General features: G+C 34.2%; 20 protein-coding genes, 1 other RNA gene and 1 pseudogene. 14 read left to right on the top strand and 8 right to left on the bottom strand.

Translation table 11 applies throughout. The features are described 5' to 3' along the window. Positions 1-2,802, bottom strand: coding sequence for an excinuclease ABC subunit UvrA (gene uvrA, locus M9C82_04675; protein ID URQ73251.1), 2,802 nt, complete (start codon positions 2,800-2,802; stop codon positions 1-3). Between the two features lie 71 nt (positions 2,803-2,873). Here uvrA and ssb point away from each other — a divergent pair, with 71 nt between their 5' ends. Then, positions 2,874-3,293 carry a single-stranded DNA-binding protein gene (gene ssb / locus M9C82_04670; protein ID URQ73250.1) on the top strand — a complete coding sequence of 140 codons (420 nt, stop codon included), beginning with the start codon at positions 2,874-2,876 and terminating at the stop codon, positions 3,291-3,293. On the opposite strand, the gene M9C82_04665 is transcribed toward ssb, so the two are convergent. Both M9C82_04665 and fabA read right to left on the bottom strand, forming a co-directional pair. Next, positions 3,290-4,510, bottom strand: a complete 1,221-nt coding sequence (locus M9C82_04665; protein URQ73249.1) for a beta-ketoacyl-ACP synthase I — start codon at positions 4,508-4,510, stop codon at positions 3,290-3,292. The two genes, ssb and M9C82_04665, sit on opposite strands and share 4 nt — an antisense overlap. Beyond that, positions 4,511-5,038, bottom strand: a complete 528-nt coding sequence (fabA, locus tag M9C82_04660) for a bifunctional 3-hydroxydecanoyl-ACP dehydratase/trans-2-decenoyl-ACP isomerase (protein URQ73248.1) — start codon at positions 5,036-5,038, stop codon at positions 4,511-4,513. It lies immediately after the preceding gene. 78 nt (positions 5,039-5,116) lie between these two features. On the opposite strand from fabA, the gene rplU reads away from it, so the two are divergent. From rplU to proB, 4 genes are read left to right on the top strand one after another with little or no spacing between them, the layout of a single operon-like run. Next, positions 5,117-5,431: a 50S ribosomal protein L21 gene (gene rplU / locus M9C82_04655; GenBank protein ID URQ73247.1), complete on the top strand. Its 315-nt coding sequence runs from the start codon at positions 5,117-5,119 to the stop codon at positions 5,429-5,431. 2 nt (positions 5,432-5,433) lie between these two features. After that, on the top strand, positions 5,434-5,694 hold the full coding sequence (gene rpmA / locus M9C82_04650) for a 50S ribosomal protein L27 (GenBank protein URQ73246.1): 261 nt from the start codon (positions 5,434-5,436) through the stop codon (positions 5,692-5,694). Positions 5,695-5,698: 4 nt separating this feature from the next. Next, the gene (obgE, locus tag M9C82_04645) at positions 5,699-6,709 is read left to right on the top strand and encodes a GTPase ObgE (protein URQ73245.1); all 1,011 of its coding nucleotides are present in this window, start codon (positions 5,699-5,701) and stop codon (positions 6,707-6,709) included. Next, positions 6,702-7,472 (top strand): glutamate 5-kinase, encoded by a 771-nt coding sequence (gene proB, locus M9C82_04640; GenBank protein URQ73244.1) that lies wholly within the window; start codon positions 6,702-6,704, stop codon positions 7,470-7,472. The genes obgE and proB overlap by 8 nt, the downstream gene beginning before the upstream one ends. Here proB and rpsT read toward each other — a convergent pair. The 4 genes from rpsT to smpB form a co-directional block, all read right to left on the bottom strand. Then, positions 7,459-7,728 (bottom strand): 30S ribosomal protein S20, encoded by a 270-nt coding sequence (gene rpsT / locus M9C82_04635; protein ID URQ73243.1) that lies wholly within the window; start codon positions 7,726-7,728, stop codon positions 7,459-7,461. The genes proB and rpsT overlap by 14 nt on opposite strands. Positions 7,729-7,790: 62 nt before the next feature. Then, positions 7,791-9,812, bottom strand: coding sequence for a M3 family metallopeptidase (locus M9C82_04630; GenBank protein ID URQ73242.1), 2,022 nt, complete (start codon positions 9,810-9,812; stop codon positions 7,791-7,793). A gap of 81 nt (positions 9,813-9,893) precedes the next feature. Further along, positions 9,894-10,243: a transfer-messenger RNA gene (gene ssrA, locus M9C82_04625) on the bottom strand. 22 nt (positions 10,244-10,265) lie between these two features. Next, a complete protein-coding gene (gene smpB / locus M9C82_04620; GenBank protein ID URQ73241.1) occupies positions 10,266-10,742 on the bottom strand; it encodes an SsrA-binding protein SmpB in 477 nt (158 codons plus the stop codon). A 45-nt stretch (positions 10,743-10,787) separates the two neighbouring features. Between smpB and M9C82_04615 the strand changes: the two genes are divergently transcribed. After that, positions 10,788-12,125, top strand: a complete 1,338-nt coding sequence (locus tag M9C82_04615) for a sodium-dependent transporter (GenBank protein URQ73240.1) — start codon at positions 10,788-10,790, stop codon at positions 12,123-12,125. 41 nt (positions 12,126-12,166) lie between these two features. Continuing rightward, positions 12,167-12,868 carry a DUF1295 domain-containing protein gene (locus M9C82_04610; GenBank protein URQ73239.1) on the top strand — a complete coding sequence of 234 codons (702 nt, stop codon included), beginning with the start codon at positions 12,167-12,169 and terminating at the stop codon, positions 12,866-12,868. On the opposite strand, the gene M9C82_04605 is transcribed toward M9C82_04610, so the two are convergent. Next, a complete protein-coding gene (locus M9C82_04605) occupies positions 12,865-13,182 on the bottom strand; it encodes an outer membrane protein assembly factor BamE (GenBank protein URQ73238.1) in 318 nt (105 codons plus the stop codon). The two genes, M9C82_04610 and M9C82_04605, sit on opposite strands and share 4 nt — an antisense overlap. 128 nt (positions 13,183-13,310) lie before the next feature. Here M9C82_04605 and fur point away from each other — a divergent pair, with 128 nt between their 5' ends. From fur to tsf, 7 genes and pseudogenes are all read left to right on the top strand, one after another. Continuing rightward, positions 13,311-13,721 carry a ferric iron uptake transcriptional regulator gene (gene fur / locus M9C82_04600; GenBank protein ID URQ73237.1) on the top strand — a complete coding sequence of 137 codons (411 nt, stop codon included), beginning with the start codon at positions 13,311-13,313 and terminating at the stop codon, positions 13,719-13,721. Continuing rightward, positions 13,714-14,274, top strand: coding sequence for a nucleotide exchange factor GrpE (gene grpE, locus M9C82_04595; GenBank protein ID URQ73236.1), 561 nt, complete (start codon positions 13,714-13,716; stop codon positions 14,272-14,274). The genes fur and grpE overlap by 8 nt, the downstream gene beginning before the upstream one ends. A gap of 62 nt (positions 14,275-14,336) precedes the next feature. Further along, on the top strand, positions 14,337-16,253 hold the full coding sequence (gene dnaK / locus M9C82_04590; GenBank protein ID URQ73235.1) for a molecular chaperone DnaK: 1,917 nt from the start codon (positions 14,337-14,339) through the stop codon (positions 16,251-16,253). Positions 16,254-16,270: 17 nt separating this feature from the next. Continuing rightward, positions 16,271-17,281 (top strand): annotated as a pseudogene (dnaJ, locus tag M9C82_04585) (molecular chaperone DnaJ). 66 nt (positions 17,282-17,347) lie between these two features. After that, entirely contained in the window at positions 17,348-18,076 is a 729-nt protein-coding gene (locus tag M9C82_04580; protein URQ73234.1) for a hypothetical protein, read from the top strand. 177 nt (positions 18,077-18,253) lie between these two features. Further along, a complete protein-coding gene (gene rpsB / locus M9C82_04575; protein URQ73233.1) occupies positions 18,254-19,129 on the top strand; it encodes a 30S ribosomal protein S2 in 876 nt (291 codons plus the stop codon). 20 nt (positions 19,130-19,149) lie between these two features. After that, positions 19,150-20,007: a translation elongation factor Ts gene (tsf, locus tag M9C82_04570; protein ID URQ73232.1), complete on the top strand. Its 858-nt coding sequence runs from the start codon at positions 19,150-19,152 to the stop codon at positions 20,005-20,007. Position 20,008: the final 1 nt, after the last annotated feature.

Below are 20,008 nucleotides of genomic sequence, written 5' to 3'. Positions count from 1 at the left end.
TTATAAGAATTTAGCGGTATGAGAAATTTTAGATTTCTTAATGTCTTTTTTAGTTCCCTCAGCGATTATTTTTCCACCTCCCTTACCACCTTCAGGTCCGATATCTATTATCCAATCTGAATTTTTTATAACATCCAGATTGTGCTCTATTACAACGATTGTATTACCTTGAGACTTCAGTTTTTCTAAAACTTTCAAAAGAAGAGATACGTCATGAAAATGCAATCCTGTTGTCGGTTCGTCAAGAAGATATAGAGTTCTGCCAGTTGCTACCTTTGACAATTCTTTAGCCAATTTTACTCTTTGAGCCTCACCTCCCGATAAGGTTGTAGCTGATTGACCAAGTTTAATATATCCAAGCCCTACATCGTTCAAAGTGGCAAGTTTTCGTTTAATAATAGGAACTGCATCAAAAAATTTAAGCGCTTGTTCAACCGTAAGATCTAGAACTTCAGAAATATTTTTTCCTTTGAATTTTACACTTAAAGTTTCCTCGTTATACCTAGCTCCATTACAAACATCACACTTTACATAAACATCTGGAAGGAAATGCATTTCTACTTTTATCATTCCATCTCCCTCACAGGCTTCACATCTACCTCCCTTTACGTTAAAACTAAAACGTCCAGGTTTGTACCCCCTTGATCTTGATTCTTGAGTTTCGGCAAAGATTTCTCTTATCGGCGTAAAAATTCCAGTATAGGTAACTGGATTAGATCTGGGGGTTCTACCTATGGGACTTTGACTAATATCAATAATTTTATCAATATTTTCAAGCCCTTCTATTTTTCTAAACGGCTGTGTAGGATGATTAGATTTATTTAAATTATTATTTATTGCTGGATACAAAGTTTGATTAATTAAGGTAGATTTTCCAGAGCCAGAAACGCCAGTTACACATATTAATTTTCCTAAAGGCAGTTTTAAATCTACGTCTTTGAGATTATTACCTGAACATCCAGAAATTTTAATTGATTCATTTGAATCAATTGAACCATTTTTCTTGATTTCTATTTTCTTTTTTCCAGAGATATATTCACCAGTTAAAGAATCTTTACTTTTAATTAATTTATTAAAAGTCCCAGAAAAACACACATCTCCACCATGTATTCCTGCTCCAGGACCAATATCAATTATGTGATCGGCTGCTTCAATTGTTTCTTGATCGTGTTCAACCACCACCACAGTGTTACCTAAATCTCTCAGTCTTTTTAGCGTGGCTAACAGCTTAGAATTATCTCTTTGATGCAGCCCAATAGATGGCTCATCTAAAATGTAAGTTACACCAACGAGTCCCGCTCCAATTTGGCTAGCAAGTCTTATTCTTTGTGCTTCTCCTCCACTCAAAGACTCTGCACTTCTCGACAAATTTAAATAATTTAATCCGACATCAACTAAAAAATTTAATCTTTCAATAATTTCTTTGACAATCTTTTCAGCAATTTTTCCTTTAGCTCCCTTGAGTTTTAGTTTCTTAAAAAAAATGAAAGCCTCTTCTATTGTTAATTCAGAAATATCAGGAAGAGAAAAATCTTCAATAAATACATTTCTTGCGGCTTCGTTCAGTCTAGTTCCATTACAAGAAGAACAAGGCTTTAACGTCATGAACTTTGCCATATCTTCTCTGATAAGTGAAGAGTCAGATTCCTGATACTTTCTTAAAATTCTTTTTAACACGCCTTCAAAAGGTCTTATTATTTCGATCCGTCTTCCTCTTTTTGAAGTGTAACTAAAATCTACATCTTCATTACCACTTCCCTCCAAAACTATCTTTTTTATATTTTCTGGTAAGTCCTCGAAAGGATCGTCCAATGAAAAATCATAATGATTACTTACGCACCTAAGAAGGTAATGTCTATACATGTGATTTATATCCCAGCCCCTTATTGCTCCCTGATTTAAACTAAATTCTGGCTGCGATACAACTTTAAGAAGATCTATCTCTGCTTTTGTTCCCAATCCATCGCATGCCATGCATGCTCCAGAAGGGCTATTAAACGAAAATAATCTTGGTTCTAATTCAGGAATGCTATACCCACATATAGAACATGCCATTTTAGTTGAGTAAGATTTCTTTTTGTCCGAATTTTCAGCAGAGACAACTTCAACAAGACCGTTTGTTTCTGCTAAACAAGTTTCAATAGACTGAACAATTCTTGATTTATTTTCAAGCTTCCCAGAAGTTCTATCAACGATAATGCTTATGTTATGTTTTTTATTTTTTTCGAGAGTTGGCAAATCTTGGATATCAAAGATTTTTCCATCAACGCTAAGACGAACAAATCCCTTAATTTTAAGTTCCTCAAATAAGTTTAAGTGTTCTCCTTTTTGCTCTTTTATTAACGGAGCCAAGATTAAGATTTTTTCGTCTTTAAAGTTATCTAGAATATTTTTTGAGATTTGGTCTATGCTTTGACCTTCTAGTGAAATACCATGATCAGGACACTTAGGAGTTCCAGTTCTTGCAAAAAGCAATCTTAAATAATCGTGAATCTCAGTAACTGTTCCAACTGTTGATCTTGGATTATGGGAAGTTGATTTTTGTTCTATTGAAATAGCTGGCGATAAACCTTCAACGGTATCAACGTCCGGTTTATCCATCACTGAAAGAAATTGTCTTGCGTAAGCTGATAAAGACTCAACATACCTTCTTTGGCCTTCGGCATATAAAGTGTCAAAAGCTAAAGAAGATTTTCCGGACCCAGAAAGGCCAGTTATTACAGTAAGTTTGTCTCTCGGAATTGAAATATCGATATTCTTGAGGTTGTGTTGCCTAGCGCCTTTTACATTTATGTATTTCATTTAATTGAATCTTCTTTAAACTTAGTATTTAATCAAACAGTAATTATTATGACATTAATGTTGGGAAAAATATGGCAAGTATAAATAAGGTTATATTACTTGGTAATCTTGGGGCAGATCCAGAAATGAGATATACGGCTGGCGGAGATGCAGTAGCTACAATATCCATTGCTACATCAAGTTCTTGGAACGACAAACAATCTGGGGAAAAAAGAGAAAAAACCGAATGGCATAGAGTTGTATTTTTTCGAAGATTGGCTGAAGTGGTTGGAGAGTATATGAAAAAAGGATCTTCAATATATGTTGAAGGTCAATTACAAACAAATTCTTATGAGGATAAAAATACTGGAGAAAGAAAATTTTCTACTCAAATTGTTGCTAGAGAAATGCAGATGCTTGGATCTAGAAACAATGTTGATGGGCTACAAGAGCCTTCTCAAGAAATGCAGTCGCAAGAGCCCCCAACTTTTGATGATGAAATTCCATTTTAAGAGTATTTCTTAACTATTAAGCTTGCATTTGTTCCGCCAAATCCAAAACTGTTCGACATAAAAGCTTTGAAGTCATTTTTTTTAGTATACTCCCTTGCAAGCTCTATGCCTGAAGATTCGGCTATAGGAGAATCAATGTTTATGGATTCGGCAATATAGTTATCTTTCATCATCAAAAGACTATATATGCATTCCAAAACACCAGCTGCACCAAGAGCATGTCCTGTTTGAGATTTAGTAGATCCTACAACTGGAAGAGCCCTTTTAAAAACTTGCTTGATTGATTCTAGCTCAACAGGGTCTCCGGTTGGAGTAGACGTTCCATGAGCATTTAAATAATCAACACTTTCTAAACTACTCATTGTTAATGCATTTCGCATGCAATTAATCGCTCCTTCACCTGAAGGAGCAACCATGTCGCCACCATCAGAGGTAGCAGAATATCCCACTATTTCTCCATAAATCTTTGCATCTCTAGATAAAGCATGACTTAGCTCTTCTAAAATTACCATCCCACCTCCACCCGCGATAACAAAACCATCTCTACTTTCATCAAATGGTCTTGAAGATTTTTCTGGACTCTCGTTATATTTGCTTGAAAGAGCTCCCATCGCGTCAAACATCATAGATTGGGTCCAATGTTCGTCTTCACCCCCGCCGGCCAAGACTATGTCCTGATTATTAAGGATTATTTGCTCGTATGCGTTTCCTATACAATGTGCACTAGTTGAACAAGCTGAGGAAATAGAATAATTTATTCCTTTTATTCCTAAAAAAGTAGCTAGGCAAGCCGAGACAGTACTTCCCATAGTTTGTGTTACTCGGTAAGGACCTATTCTCTTAACGCCTTTGTTTCTTGAAATGTCGGCTGCTTCGACTTGACTTCTAGATGAAGCTCCACCAGATCCAGCAATAATTCCTAGTCTTGTATTAAAATTTTCTTTTTTCAAATCAGCATCATTAATAGCTTCTTCAGCGCTAACAAAAGAATAAGCTGCTGTTTCTCCCATAAATCTCAATAATTTTCTATCAATTAGTTCTGGTAATGAAATGTCAATTGAACCAGCAATGTGGGAGCGCATGCCAAGTTCTTTATATTCTTCATTAAAAGAAATACCTGATTTACCCTCTTTGAGAGAGCTATTAACTTCTTTAACGTTCAAACCTATTGGAGAAACAGCGCCAATACCAGTTATGACAACTCTTCTTAGTTCCATTTAAAAATTTGAAGGATCTTTAAATAATCCAACCCTTAGATTTTTTGCTGTGTAAATTTCTTTGTTATCAACGAACATTTTCCCGTCAGCAAAGCCAACAACTAATTTTTGCTTTCTAATTTTTTTAATACTGATTTCATATCTTACTAACTGCGCTTTAGGCAGCACTTGACCGAAAAATTTTACCTCTCCTGCTCCAAGGGCTCTGCCAATTCCAGGATTTCCATCCCAAAGCAAGTAAAATCCTAAGAGTTGCCACATTGCATCCAAACCTAAGCACCCAGGCATTACTGGGTCTCCTTTAAAGTGGCACTTAAAGAACCATAAATCAGGATTGATATCTAACTCTCCAATCAAAAGCCCATTCTCATAATCTCCTTCATTAGAATTTATCTTCAAAATTCTGTTTATCATAAGCATTTCGCTATTAGGAAGCTTCCCATTATCGTCACCAAATAGATTCCCTTCTGAACAAAGCAAAAGCTTTTCATTATCATAGCTATTTTCTTGAGTGAAATTACTCCCCATATTTGTATATTACAACATTTGAAAAGATTGCGAGTATTGTATTAATTAGATATTATTCACTACTTTTTATAAATTGATATGACTTACGCGGTAATAGAAACAGGTGGTAAACAGCATAAAGTGGAAGAGGGTGAGATTATCACTATCGAGAAGCTCGATTTAGATGAAGGAGAAAAAGTTGAATTCATTGATGTTTTAGCTGTAAAAAATAAGGACAAACTTGAAGTTGGCACTCCATTTCTTGATGGAGCTAAGGTCACTGGTACTGTTTTATCTCAAGTGAAAGATAAAAAGATAGTTATTATTAAGATGAGAAGAAGACAAGATTATAGAAGCAAGCAAGGGCATCGACAAAAATTAACAAAAGTAAAAATAGATTCAATTAAAATTTAATTATGGCTCATAAAAAAGCAGGTGGAAGCACCAGAAATGGTAGAGATTCTAATCCAAAATTTCTTGGAGTTAAGACCTATGGGGGTCAAAAGGTAACAGCTGGGTCGATTATAGTAAGACAAAGAGGCACAAAATTTCATCCAGGAAAAAATGTTGGGATTGGAAAGGATCACACATTGTTCGCAAAATGTGCAGGCGAAGTAGCTTTTGAAAAAAAAGGAAAAAATCCCAGACAATACGTAAATATTATAATTTCTGAGTAATCCCATGAGCTTCATCGATGAAGCATCCATTGAAATAGTTGCAGGAAAAGGTGGGAATGGCTGCCTTAGTTTTAGACGAGAAAAATTCATTCCTCGCGGAGGGCCTGATGGAGGTGACGGAGGCCATGGTGGAAGTATTTACTTTAAAGCTGAAAAGTCCTTAACTACTTTGCAAGATTTTAAATTACAAACTAGGTATCAAGCAAAGAATGGTTCAAATGGACAGGGAAGAGACAAGCACGGAAAAGATGCTCAAAATCTCATTTTAAAGGTTCCAATCGGTACTCAGATAGTCAATGAAGACACAGATGAAATCATTTGTGATTTGACTACCTATGATGAAGCAATTGAAATTGCTATTGGAGGCAAAGGAGGGTTAGGAAACGCGCGTTTCAAATCTTCAACCAATAGGGCGCCAAGGAAAACTACAGAAGGAAAGAATGGAGAAAAGCTCTCTATCAAACTAGAATTGAAAGTATTGGCAGATGTGGGTTTATTAGGCTTGCCAAATGCAGGAAAGTCTACTTTTATATCAGTAATTTCTTCCGCAAAACCTAAAATTGCAGACTATCCCTTTACAACCTTAAAGCCCAACTTAGGTGTTGTAAAAAATAATTACTCATCATTTGTTGTAGCAGACATACCTGGTTTAATTCCGGGAGCATCAGAAGGCATTGGTTTGGGCATAAAGTTTTTAAAGCATTTATCGAGAGTTAGATTACTTTTACATATAGTCGATGTTAGTTCTTTTAACCATCAGGATCTTATAGAAGATATTTCAAACATTGAAAAAGAACTTGAACTTTATGATTCTAATCTTTTCAAAATGGAAAGATGGATAGTTTTAAATAAAATTGATTTATGTGAAGAAAAAGCAAAAGACGTTTATAGTGATTTGGTAAATAAATATCCTGATAGAAGACTCTTTAGCATATCATCTGTTACGAACACCGGCATTGCTGAACTATTAAATGAGATATCTAAAAATTTCATAATACAAAAAGAAAGTGAATAAAAAAATTGTAATAAAAATCGGATCTAGTTTAGTTGCATCTGAGTCAAATGTAGTCGAGGTAAATTTCATCAGAAAAATATCGTCCCAAATCAAAGAACTCACAAATTTAGGATATGAAGTAATTTTGGTCTCGTCTGGCGCAATTGCATGTGGGATGAAGCTTTGGAATCTTGATCAAAGGCCGCAACAAATAGAAAAACTTCAAGCATTGTCTGCTGTTGGGCAAATTGATCTGATTAATGCATACCAAAACGAATTGAAATCACATGGCCTATTTGCAGCACAAGTACTCCTCAGCCATGAAGACTTTAAAGACAGTAATAGATCAAACAATATTAAAAAAAGTATCATAAATATCTTAGCTCTTGGAGCAATTCCTATTATCAACGAAAATGATTCTGTATCTACAGAAGAAATAGAATTTGGAGACAATGATCAATTAAGTGGAGATGTGGCAAAGTTAATCGAAAGCCAACTTTTAATAATTCTTACAGATCAAAATGGAGTTTTCGATAAAGATCCAAATACAAGCGATGATGCAAAACTCATCAACAAGATTAGTTTCAATAACTTAGAAAAACTTGATGTCGAACTTGGAGAATCTGGAAAATTTGGCAGAGGGGGAATGAAAACCAAATTCTATGCTGCTAAAAACTTTTTAACATCAACAAATCAAGTGTGGATAGCTAATGGAAGAGAAAAGCAGATTCTTTTAAAAATCATTGAGAAAAAAGAAAGTGGAACTGAAATTAATTTGAATTAATAAGTTTTATATTTCTGTTGAGTTTTGATTTTTGCCTAGAAGCACTATTTTTTGTAATAACTTTTTTATTTGCCATTTTGTCAATTAGTTTTTGAGCCTTTAAAAACAAACTTTTTGCTTGCTCTTGGTCTTTTGCCTCAATTGCTTGTTCAACTGACTTAATAGCTGTTCTAACGGAAGCCCTTTGTGAACTTTTCAGTTCGTTTTTGACAATCGTCTGTCTTGCTCTTTTTTTAGCTGATTGAATGTTTGCCATGGCGGGAAATGATGAGGTTTTTAGTATATTTTGTCAATTTATTTAAAATTTTTTTAAATAAATTACATTAATCCTCTTTTTTGAAGCAACCTATTTGGATCAGGTTTTTTTCCATAAAATTTAACGAATTGATCCATAAGATTTTTTGAATTTCCTGACGAATAGACAAATTCTTTGAGTTTTTTTCCAGAGGCTTTATTAAAAAGACCTTTTTTTTCGAAAACTTCAAAAGCAGAAGAATCGAGAACCTCAGACCACATGTAACTGTAATAATTTGAGGAATATCCTCCAGAAAAAATATGATTGAAATACGTACTTCCGTATCTGCTATCTATAGCATCTGGCTTGCCTAGCGATTTAAATAGATTTTTTTCGAATTTCTCAACATTAGATAACTTCTTTTTTTCTGAATGCCATGCAAGATCAAGATAGGAAGCAACAAGATACTCGGTTGTTGCAAAACCCTGATTGAATTTTTGGCACTTTTCATATTTTTTTAGAAGGCTTTTGGGTATTTTTTTTCCAGTTTTATAATGCAATGCAAACTCTTCGAGAACCTTTGGCGATCTTATCCAGTTTTCCATCATTTGAGAGGGAAATTCTACATAATCTCTTGGCACAGAAGTTCCTGACAAAGAAGGATAAGTTACATCAGACAACAATCCATGCAATCCATGACCAAATTCGTGGAAAAGCGTAATTGCTTGTTCAAAGCTTAACAATGTGGTTTTAGCAGATTTTGATTTTGGAAAATTACATACATTTATTATGATTGGAAACTTTGAACCATTGTTTTTACTCTGATCCTGATAGCTAGTCATCCACGCGCCACCTTGCTTTGAAGGTCTTGCGTGATAGTCAGTAAGAAAGATTCCGACAATTTTTTTGGATTTATTCAAAACTTTATATGCTTTGACATCCTTATGGTACTTGGGATAGTTATTCAAAGGCACGAACATTATCTCAAATAACCTTTCAGCAACTGCAAATGCCGCTTTTTGAATATTTTCTAAAGACAAATAAGGGCGCATTTCTTCTTCAGAATAGTTAAACTTGGATTCTCTTACTTTTTCAGCATAGAACCACCAATCCCAAGGTTTCAATTTAAAGTTATTCCCTTCAGCTTGAATAAGATTTTGAATCTCATCTATTTCTTCTTTCGCTCTTAATTTTGCTGGCTTCCAAACATTGTCTAAAAGATTTAAAACATTCTTTTTGTTTTCCGCCATCGAATTTTGTAAAGCTAAATCAGTGTGTGATCTAAAGCCAAGAAGATTAGCTTTTTTTTCTCTTAAATTAGACATCTCTATAAGAATTTTTTCATTGTTGTTCTGGTTGTTATTTTTTCCTTTGTTAACATAACCTTTGTAAATTTCTTCTCTAAGATTTCTATTTTTTGAAAAAGTTAGAAAAGGGTAAAGATTTTCTCTAGTTGCTTTAAATAACCAGGCGCCTTTGTAATTCTCTTTTTCTGCTTGAAGTTTAGCTTGACTGACTAGGTCTTTCGGTAAGCCATCTAAATCAGACTTGTTGTTTATAATCAGTTCAAATGCATTCGTTTCTTTAAGAGTATTCTGCCCAAAAATTAATGATAGAGATGATAGTTTTTGATTAATTTTTTTTAACAAAGCTCTTTTCTTCGAGTCAAGATCAGAACCATTGAGCTTAAAATTATCGTAAGTAATTTTTACTAACCTGCGTTGTTCTTCGTTCAAGTCTTCATTAGATTCATAGACTTTTTTTACTTTTTTAAATAAAGACACATTTAAAGAAATACTGTCTCTATGTTTTGATAATAACGGAGTTACTTTGGCAGCTATTTTTTGGAGCTCATCAGATGAATCAGCAGATAAAACGTTAAAAAAAACTCTACTAACTTTTGATAAAAGTGAGCCAGCATTTTCTAGGGCATTAATAGTATTTCTGAAGGTTGGTTTTTCCTTATTTTTTAAAATAAGTTCTATCTCAGTTTTATGATCGGCAATTGCTTTTTTGAAAGCTGGTAAATAATGTTTTGGTTTAATTTTTTCGAATGGAGGAAGTCCAAATTTAGATTTAAAGTTTTCAGTGAGAGGATTATTCATAAATCAATGTTAAGAGATTTTTAAACTCATATCTAATCTATTTTCAAAAATAAGATTTATATATATCATTCAGAAATAATATGGTGGAGGCGGCGGGTATCGAACCCGCGTCCATCGATTCATCCCCTTCAGTTCTACATGTTTAGTTTCATCTATTGTTTCTTTTTTATTTCTCCGATGAGCAGGATAAATAAAATATATTCTGTAAATTCTTTTTGAGAAAACTCCAGAAAAATTCTCTCAAGCAACCTATTTAGTGACTTTCTTTAACCTTAATAGGTGTCAGGCCAAGAAAGCTAGCCGAATTATGCGGCTAGTGCGTAGTTTGCTTTATTGCCAACTAAATGTTTCGTAACTAAATTTAACGAGATTGTTACCATCTCGACATGCCTTTCAGGTTCTCAAATAAATGTCTAATCCATTTCGCCCCCGTGGGCCGATATTTTAATGAATTTATTTCAAGTTACTAGGAAGATTGGTAATTTTTAATTTTTCTCTATCCCATTCCTTTTTTTTCAAAGACTGCCTTTTGTCATATTTTGTTTTTCCTTTTCCTAAAGAAACTTTTATTTTTATTAAATTTTCTTTCCAAAAAAGTTTAGTAGGCACACAAGTCAGACCTTTTTCTTGTGTAGCTTTATAGATTTTCGCAAGTTCTGATTTAGTCAATAAAAGCTTTCTTGTCCTAATTGGGTCTACTTTATGAGTAACTTCATTGAGAGGTCTAATGTTCATTCCTATCAACCAGGCTTCGCCCTGTTTCATAAGAACGTAACTATCTTTCATGTCTGCCTGACTCGCGCGAATACCTTTTACTTCCCAGCCGTTCAAAGAAATACCTGCTTCAAATTCTTCGGAGAGCTCAAAATTGAATCTAGCTTGTCTGTTCTCAATTACAGGCCTTGAATTTATTTTTTTGTTTTTTGACATTAGTTGAGTATAAATATTAAATAATTACTAATCATTAGAAAAGAAATGAACCAAGCAAAAATATGGAAAGGGAACTGGACTTTTGTCCTCGCAGCAGCTGGTGCAGCAGTAGGTTTAGGAAATATCTGGAAGTTTCCTTACCTAGCTGGAGAAAGTGGGGGTGGAGCATTTGTAATAGTTTACTTGCTCTGCATTTTACTTCTTGGACTTCCCATAATGATTGCTGAAATTTATATCGGAAGGTATGGACGTAAGAGCCCAATAAATTCAGTCACAAAGATTATCTCAGATTTTAACCTAAGTAAATTTTGGTTAGTCTTGGGATGGTTAGGAGCCTTGGCAGGGCTTTTGATTCTTTCATACTATAGCGTGATTGCGGGAATAGCCGCTTCATATATTTTTAGCTCAATACCTGTATCTGAGTTGAATCCAGCAGAGTATTCGGTTCAATATTATTCAGATTTCAAAGAATCCCCACTGCTCATGATTTTTTGGCATACCTTATTCATCGGAATAACTTGCTATGTAGTGGGCAAGGGTGTTGTGGATGGTATTGGGAAAGCGATTAATATTTTGATGCCCATACTCTTCTTTTTAGTAATTGTTCTTTGTATTTACTCTTCAGTTACTGGTGAATTTCTTAAAACCTTTACCTTTTTATTTAATCCAGACTTTTCAAAAATCACTCCAGGAGTAGTAATTACCGCAATGGGGCAAGCTTTTTTTACTCTTAGCATTGGAATGGGATCTATTATGGCTTATGGGGCATATATGCCGCAGGAACAAATGATAGGTAAAACTGTATTAATTGTTATTTTTTTGGATACTTTAGTGGCTCTACTGGCTGGATTTACTATCTTTCCTATCGTATTTAGTAACCCAGAGCTTTCAGCATTTGTAGGAAAAGGATTGTTGTTTGAATCCCTTCCCGTAGCATTTCACGCTATGCCATTGGGAAGTATTTTTCATTCAATATTTTTTATTTTAGTTTCGATTGCAGCTTTAAGTTCCTCAGTTTCCTTAATTGAACCTTTTACCGCATGGATTGAAGAAGAAAAAATTTTTTCACGAGCAAAAGGAGTTGTTTTTTTAGGCTTTATAGCTTGGGTGATAGGCCTTGGAACGGTTTTCTCTGACAATATTTGGTCAGAGTATGAGCTTAACGGGCTTAATTTTTTTGAATGGACTGCCACAATAACAGACCAATTCATGTTGCCTTTAGGCGGTTTGTTAATATGTTTGATGGTTGGATTCTTTATTCCGAATTTAGATATTGAAAACGATTTAAATATTTCAAAAATCTTTAAAAATACCTTTAAAAGTTGCTTAAAAATTATTGCTCCTCTATCGGTGCTGTTGATTTTTATTTACGCTTTAACTTGATGGTTTACTATTTCTTCCTTTGTTGTTGGGCTTTGCTTGGCTTGACGGCTTTTTTTTATTTAATCAGGCAGCCAGCACCTTATGGAAAGCACATAAAACATTCAAAGTATTCTGTGGGAGCTAGGACAGGTTGGATTGTTATGGAATCTCCTGCCTTCTACTTAATGATCATCTTTTTTTTATTATATGGTGACTCTAATAACTTAATTCATGTAGTTTTGACTTCTCTATACTGCCTCCATTATTTTAATAGAAGCTTTGTTTGGCCATTAAGAGCTCAGAATAATTCAAAAAAAATGCCTGTTAACGTCATGGCTTCAGCATTTAGTTTTAATTTAATAAATGTTTTTTTCCAAGGAACATGGATTTTTGTTCTTATTGATTATTCCAATGAATGGATTTTGAGTTTTTATTTTGTTATCGGAATAATTATTTTTTTTATAGGCATGACAGTGAATGTAATAGCTGACGAAATTATGATATCCCTAAAGAAAAAAAATAATGGTCAATATTCGATTCCAAAAGGCTTTCTTTATTCAAAGGTTAGTTGTCCAAATTATTTAGGAGAATTTTTAGAATGGTTTGGCTGGGCTTTGATGACTATGAATCTAGCTGGATTTGTTTTCTTTTTTTGGACTCTTGCAAATTTACTGCCAAGAGCGATTTCAAATCACAAATGGTTACAAGCAAATTTTGAAGAATACCCTAAAGAAAGAAAGGCAGTGATTCCCGGAATTATTTAAGTTTCGTCAAGTAAATTATTCCAAGTCTTTAATTTTCCATTATCAAAAGTTAAAACATAATGAACATTTGTAATTTTATTTTCACCAACACTAAAAGTGCCAATATATTCCCATCGATCTGAATTAAAGACACTGGTAAATGATGGAGAGCCCATAATAAATTGTACTTGAGCAGAAGTTAGTCCTATTTCAAGCTGATCTATCATTTCGTCAGTAACAATATTTCCCTGTGAAATTGGAACTCTGTAAAACCTATTGGCACAGGCGATAATGCAAATAGCTATTAAAAAATATAAAATAAGTTTTTTAAACATCTTGAAATTTTTCTAAATTATACTATTAATTAAATATGGCTGAAGATAAAAACTTAAGAGAGGCTGGGCTAAAAGTAACTTTGCCTAGAATCAGGATCTTAGAAATTTTTGAAGAATCTTAATTAAATATGGCTGAAGATAAAAACTTAAGAGAGGCTGGGCTAAAAGTAACTTTGCCTAGAATCAGGATCTTAGAAATTTTTGAAGAATCTGAAACAAAACATTTAAGCGCAGATGAAGTTTATAAAAAGTTATTTGAAGCAGGCGACGAAGTCGGCCTAGCAACTGTTTATCGAGTGCTAACTCAGTTTGAATCAGCAGGCATTTTGATGAAACAGAATTTCGAAAACGGCCACTCCGTATATGAGCTGACTCCTAACGATCATCACGATCATATGGTCTGTCTCAAAACTGGTAAAGTCATAGAATTTACCAATGAAATTATTGAAGAACAGCAAGAAAAATTGGCCGAAGAGAGAGGTTATAAGATAGTTGATCATAGATTAGTTTTGTATGTAGAACCTATTGCTGATGAATAAAAAAGATACAGAAGACCAAGCTAAAGAAAAAATAGAACATGAGGAAGCTCTTCAAGAAGAAAATTCTCAAGAATCAAATATTGATGAAAATTCGAGTGAATCATCTGAGGAATCATCAACAGAGGATCCAAAAATTGAAGAATTAAAGGAACAACTTTTAAGATATCAAGCAGAAATTCAAAATTTACGCAGAATTTCTCAAAATGAAGTTACAAAAGCTCGCCTGTATGGAAATGAAAATCTCGTTAAGGATCTAATTCCTTCAATAGATAACCTTTTTAGAACTTTAGAACATCAAGACATAGAAGCCAAAACTGTTCCTGCTGAAGGCATATCTCTTATCGTCAGGGAAATTATCTCAGCCCTTGAAAAAAATGGAATCTCAGTGATTGACCCGAAAGGTGAAGAATTCGATCCAAAAGAACATGAAGCTTTATCTGTTAGCGATGACGACAAAGAAAAACCAAACATTGTCTTAGAGGTTTTTCAAAAAGGATTCAAATTTAACGAGAGAGTTGTAAGACCTGCCATGGTTGTAGTGAATAAAAAGTAAAAAAAGACTTGAAATAAATTTAATCGCCCTTAATTAACGTATGTAACTAAAAAGAGGTACATATGGCCAAAATTATAGGAATTGACTTAGGAACAACTAATTCTTGCCTTGCAATAATGGAAGGTGATCAAGCGAAGGTAATTGAAAATAGCGAAGGTGGAAGAACCACACCGTCTATAGTTGCATATACCGACGGAGAAACCCTTGTCGGCCAAAGCGCCAAAAGACAATCTGTTACCAATCCAGAAAATACTTTATATGCCATTAAAAGGCTGATAGGAAGAAAATTCGATGACGACGTAGTTAAAAAAGATTCTGAAATTTGTCCGTTTAAAATTGTAAAAGCTAAAAACGGTGACGCATGGGTTAACGCTAATGGTGAAGATTTAGCACCTCAACAAGTTTCTGCGCAAATTCTTTCAAAAATGAAGAAATCAGCAGAGGACTATTTAGGTCATGAGGTTAAAGAAGCAGTAATTACAGTACCTGCTTACTTCAATGATTCTCAAAGGCAAGCTACTAAGGATGCTGGAAAAATTGCTGGCTTAGACGTCAAAAGAATTATAAACGAACCAACTGCTGCTGCTTTAGCATTTGGTCTTGATAAAAAGACAGGAGATCAAAAAATTGCCGTATTCGATTTAGGTGGAGGCACATTTGATATTTCAATTATTGAACTAGCTGAAATAGATGGCGAAAAACAATTTGAGGTTTTATCTACCAATGGGGATACCTTTTTAGGTGGGGAAGATTTTGATCTTGCATTAATAGATTTTCTTGTAGATGAGTTTAAAAGTGAGCAAGATTTTGATTTAAGAAAAGATCCTGCTGCTTTGCAAAGATTAAAAGAAGCTGCCGAAAAAGCAAAAATTGAACTTTCTTCAAATCAGCAAACGGAAATCAACATTCCTTACATAACTGCTGATGCATCTGGTCCTAAGCATTTGCTTATCAAGATTACTAGATCAAAGCTGGAATCTTTGGTTGAGGGTTTAGTTAAAAGAAGCCTAAAACCAGTAGAAGTAGCGTTGAAAGATGCAAATCTTAAGCCTTCAGATATCAATGATGTTATTTTAGTTGGAGGGCAAACTAGGATGCCTTTGGTTCAAGAAAAGGTAAAAGAATTTTTTGGAAAAGAACCGAGAAAAGATGTAAATCCAGACGAAGCTGTCGCTGTAGGCGCAGCTGTTCAAGGAGCAGTATTGTCAGGCGATGTGACTGATATCTTATTACTTGATGTCACACCTCTTACTTTAGGAATTGAGACAATGGGTGGAGTAATGACTCCTTTAATAGAAAAAAATACAACCATTCCAACCAATAAATCTCAAATATTTTCTACTGCAGAGGATAATCAAACAGCCGTTACTGTTAATGTTGTGCAGGGAGAAAGAAAACAGGCGAAGGAAAACAAACAACTAGGTCTTTTCAATTTAGATGGCATTCCTGCAGCTCCTAGAGGTATGCCCCAAATCGAAGTTTCCTTTGATATCGATGCAAATGGTATTCTAAATGTTTCAGCTAAAGATAAAGCTACCAACAAAGAACAATCCATTACCATTCAAGCCTCTGGAGGTCTTTCTGAAGACGACATTGAAAAAATGGTTGCAGAAGCTGAGGCTAACGCCGATGAGGACAAAAAATTTGAAGAAATGGTTCAAGCTAGAAATGCTGCTGATACACTTATTCACGGTTGTAAAAAAACCTTAGAAGAATCTGCTGACAAAGTAGAAGATCAAGAAAAGAGTCAGATTGAAGAAGCAATTTCCGCTTTAGAAGAAGCTCTTAAAGGCGATGACAAAGATAGTATAGAAGAAAAGACAAAAGCTTTAGCAGAAGCGTCATCTTCACTTGCACAAAGACTTTATCAGGAACAGCAAACTAATTCCTCTGAAGAGAATTCCGATACTCCTCAAGACTCAGACGATTCAGCAGTAGATGCAGATTTTGAAGAAGTAAAAGAAGAAAATAAAAGCTAATCATAGTCCCCACTTCCATGAGTAAAAGAGATTACTATGAGGTGCTAGGGGTAGATAGATCTGCAACAAAGGAACATTTAAAAAAGTCTTATAGAAAGCTAGCCATGAAATATCATCCAGATAGAAATCAGGGTGATGAAAAGGCAGATGAAAAATTTAAAGAACTTTCCGAGGCATATGAAATATTGTCAGATGATCAAAAAAGACAAGCTTATGACCAATTTGGTCATCAAGGTGTAAATTCTTCTTTTAATAATGCCCAAAGCGCTGCTGAGGGTTTCAGCGATATATTCGGAGATATCTTTTCGGACATTTTTGGAGGAAGTTCAAGTAGAGGCTCCAGGAATAGGAGAGGTTCAGATTTAAGTTACAGTTTAGAAGTCTCTTTGGAAGATGCTGTAACTGGTAAAAAGATTAACTTAGATATCCCTTCTACGCAAAGATGCGATGGACATTGGCAGGTTTGTAGTCATTGTCAAGGCCAAGGAGTAATTAGAGCACAGCAAGGGTTTTTCTCAATGCAACAAACCTGTCCGCACTGCCAAGGCGAGGGAGAAATCCATGATCCATCCTGTAATAAGTGTGGGGGATCAGGTTATAAAAAAGAAAACAAGACTTTGTCAGTCAACATTCCTCAAGGAGTTGATACTGGAGATAGAATTAGATTGTCTGGAGAAGGAGATTCTGGAAAGAGTGGAAATGGAGATCTTTACATTGAAATTAATGTAAAAAGCCATGAAATTTTTGAAAGAGACGGTAAGCACTTATATTGTGAAGTCCCAATAGACTTTGTTGATGCATCTTTAGGAGCTGAAATTGAAGTTCCTACCTTGGAGGGTAAAGTTAAATTTAAGATTCCTGAGGGAACACAAAGTCATAAGTTATTTAGATTAAATGGTAAGGGCATAAAACCTTTAAGAGGTGGTTCAAAAGGAGATATACTCGTTCGTGTGTTGGTTGAAGTACCAATCAAGTTAAATTCAGATCAGAAAAACTTGCTTGAACAATTCAAAAAATCTATTTCAAAAAATGATAATCAACCTTTAACTGAGAAATGGTATAAAAGTGCTAAGAATTTTTTAAGAGGCCTTTAGATGACTATAGACTTGGTATTATGCGGCGCCACTGGGAGATTAGGAAAAGAAATATTAATTGAAGTAGAAAATCAAAATAATATTAACCTAATAGGTTGTCTTGCTTCAAAAAATAACAAAAATTTTGGCAAAAAAATATCGACCTTTATTGAATCGAATTGTGAGTTAGAACTTAAAGATTCTTTTGAAGAAATTTCAAAACCAGATGTGGTTATAGACGTTTCTTCTCCTGAAGCATTTGAAGATATTGTAAAATTTTCTGAACTCAATAAATCTGCATTGATCATCGCCTCCACTGGGCATTCAAATGAGCAATTAGAGTCTTTGAAACTTCTCTCAAATTCTATACCCATAATGATGGTTCCAAACTTAAGTAGAGGAATTAATTTTATTAAGAAACTTTTGTCCGATAACGACTTAAGCGCTTTCTCAAAAAAAGTCAAAATAAATGAAATTCATCACAAGAATAAAAAAGATTCTCCATCTGGTACTGCACTTGAATTAGAAAAAATTATTGAAGAAAAAAATAAAGAAATAAAAATTTCTATTAATTCAACTAGAGATGAGGACTCAGTAGGAGTTCATTCAATAAAAATTATTATGGAAAATGAATCTATCGAATTGAAGCATGAAGCTAAATCAAGAGATATTTTTGCTCAAGGAGCCATTTCTGCTATCAATTGGATTGCAGGTAAAACACCTGGGATATATTCACTTTCAGATTTATAAATTTTTCTTTCTCGATTTAAACATTTGTGTTTAAATCCTCTTCGAATTTTAAAAAATTCAATTCGCACTTGAGTTAAATAAATATTTGGGTGCTAGGTTTAGCTCAAATCTAGTTTGATATTTTGGCTCAAGGAAGTTTAACCCAAGCCTTAGGGCTTACATCATAAAGGAGCGGAAATGGACATTTCCATAGATCAAATGCTTAAAGCCGGAGTGCACTTCGGACATCAAACAAGGTTTTGGAATCCAAAAATGGATAACTATATCTTTGGGTCACGAAATAAAGTTCACATAATAAATTTAGAAAAGACTTTAGAACTTCTTAAGCCTTCAATTGATTTTTGCAGTCAGTTAGCCGCATCAAATAATAGAATTCTTTTTGTAGGGACCAAACGATCAGCAAGCAGGGTGATAAAGGAAGAAGCAGAAAGATGCAATATGCCTTACGTCAATTACCGTTGGCTTGGGGGGATGCTCACTAATTATAAAACTGTCAGAGCTTCAATAAGAAGGTTAGAAATTCTGAAAACTCAGGAAGAGGAAGGCAAGTTTGATCCTTTGACTAAGAAGGAAGTATTGGGTATCAAAAGAGAAATGGATAAGCTAGAAAGATCTATTGGCGGAATAAAAAATATGGGAGGTTTGCCAGAAGCCTTATTTGTGGTTGATGTAAAAAATGAAAAAATTGCTGTCTCTGAGGCTCGAAAGATGGGCATACCTATCATTGGTATAGTAGATACGAATTCTGACCCCGATAGCGTAGATTATGTTATCCCTGGAAATGACGATGCGATTCGATCTGTTTCTTTATTAACAAGAATAATCTCTAATGCTTGTCTTGAAGGGGCCTCAAAAGCTACTGGCATTGTTTCCGGCGATGGACCTGTGATCGTTAGAAAGGGAGAAGAAAATAAAAAAACAGTGACCAAAGAAGAGAAAAAATCTGTTTCACCTAAGAATGTTGAAAAAGAACTAAATATGGATTCTCCTGAGTCTTTAGATACTCAAGAAGAAAGTAAAGAGAACTTAGACGAAAGTAAAACTTCAGAATAGTAAGTTTATTGAGGTTAGTTATGACAATTAAAGCAAGCGAAGTTAAATTATTAAGAGAAAAAACTGGTTTAGGTATGATGGAATGTAAAAATGCTCTTGTTGAATCAAAAGGAGATCTAGAATTAGCAATTACTAATCTAAGAAAAAATAGTGCTCTTAAAGCTGAAAAAAAATCTTCTAGAACCGCTGCCGAGGGACGTATTATCTCCAAAATAGACTCTTCTGAGAATTTGGCTGTTATTTTAGAAGTAAATTGTGAAACCGACTTTGTTGCAAAGGATGATAGCTTTATTGAATTCTGCGAAGAGGTATTGGATTCTTGCCTACAAAATCCAGATTCTTCTTTGGCTCAACTTTCCGAAGAAAAATTAGAAGAAAAGAGACAGGCTTTAATTCAAAAAATTGGAGAAAATATTGTCGTTAGAAGAAGAGAAATAATTAAATCTGATAATTTGTATTCATACGTACATGGAAACAATAAAATCGGGTCTATAGTATCTATTAATCAAGAAAATAAAAACGCTGGAGAGGATATTGCTATGCATATAGCCGCTTCATCTCCTTTGGTAATTGATCCTAATGATTTAGATGAAAATTTAGTATCCAAAGAAGAGGAAATAATAAAAGCTCAGGTTGCGAATTCTGATAAACCAGAGAATATAGTTGAAAAAATGGTTAAAGGAAGATTGGAAAAGTTTAAATCAGAGGTTTCCCTTTTAAACCAACCTTTTGTAAAAGATCCTTCAAAAAATATTAAAACTTTACTTGAAGAACAAAATTTAAACGTTTTAAATTTTCATAGATATGAATTGGGCGAAGGAATAGAAGTTAATAAAATTGATTTTGCGGAAGAAGTAAAGTCTCAGCTCGAAAATTAAA

The organism is SAR86 cluster bacterium (assembly GCA_023703675.1).
GTDB lineage: Bacteria > Pseudomonadota > Gammaproteobacteria > Magnimaribacterales > AG-339-G14 > AG-339-G14.
The sequence above is the reverse complement of the archived record's forward strand: the minus strand, read 5'-3'. Positions and strand labels throughout refer to the sequence as shown.

Coding starts and splice junctions, on each gene's coding strand:
- smpB (URQ73241.1), bottom strand. CDS start 10,742: ATGTCAAAAAACAAAAAAATAAATTCAAGGCCTGTAATTGAGAACAGA.
- M9C82_04615 (URQ73240.1), top strand. CDS start 10,788: ATGAACCAAGCAAAAATATGGAAAGGGAACTGGACTTTTGTCCTCGCA.
- dnaK (URQ73235.1), top strand. CDS start 14,337: ATGGCCAAAATTATAGGAATTGACTTAGGAACAACTAATTCTTGCCTT.
- ssb (URQ73250.1), top strand. CDS start 2,874: ATGGCAAGTATAAATAAGGTTATATTACTTGGTAATCTTGGGGCAGAT.
- tsf (URQ73232.1), top strand. CDS start 19,150: ATGACAATTAAAGCAAGCGAAGTTAAATTATTAAGAGAAAAAACTGGT.
- M9C82_04665 (URQ73249.1), bottom strand. CDS start 4,510: ATGGAACTAAGAAGAGTTGTCATAACTGGTATTGGCGCTGTTTCTCCA.
- rpsB (URQ73233.1), top strand. CDS start 18,254: ATGGACATTTCCATAGATCAAATGCTTAAAGCCGGAGTGCACTTCGGA.
- grpE (URQ73236.1), top strand. CDS start 13,714: ATGAATAAAAAAGATACAGAAGACCAAGCTAAAGAAAAAATAGAACAT.
- uvrA (URQ73251.1), bottom strand. CDS start 2,802: ATGAAATACATAAATGTAAAAGGCGCTAGGCAACACAACCTCAAGAAT.
- rpmA (URQ73246.1), top strand. CDS start 5,434: ATGGCTCATAAAAAAGCAGGTGGAAGCACCAGAAATGGTAGAGATTCT.
- obgE (URQ73245.1), top strand. CDS start 5,699: ATGAGCTTCATCGATGAAGCATCCATTGAAATAGTTGCAGGAAAAGGT.
- fabA (URQ73248.1), bottom strand. CDS start 5,038: ATGGGGAGTAATTTCACTCAAGAAAATAGCTATGATAATGAAAAGCTT.
- rplU (URQ73247.1), top strand. CDS start 5,117: ATGACTTACGCGGTAATAGAAACAGGTGGTAAACAGCATAAAGTGGAA.
- M9C82_04605 (URQ73238.1), bottom strand. CDS start 13,182: ATGTTTAAAAAACTTATTTTATATTTTTTAATAGCTATTTGCATTATC.
- M9C82_04630 (URQ73242.1), bottom strand. CDS start 9,812: ATGAATAATCCTCTCACTGAAAACTTTAAATCTAAATTTGGACTTCCT.
- fur (URQ73237.1), top strand. CDS start 13,311: ATGGCTGAAGATAAAAACTTAAGAGAGGCTGGGCTAAAAGTAACTTTG.
- M9C82_04580 (URQ73234.1), top strand. CDS start 17,348: ATGACTATAGACTTGGTATTATGCGGCGCCACTGGGAGATTAGGAAAA.
- rpsT (URQ73243.1), bottom strand. CDS start 7,728: ATGGCAAACATTCAATCAGCTAAAAAAAGAGCAAGACAGACGATTGTC.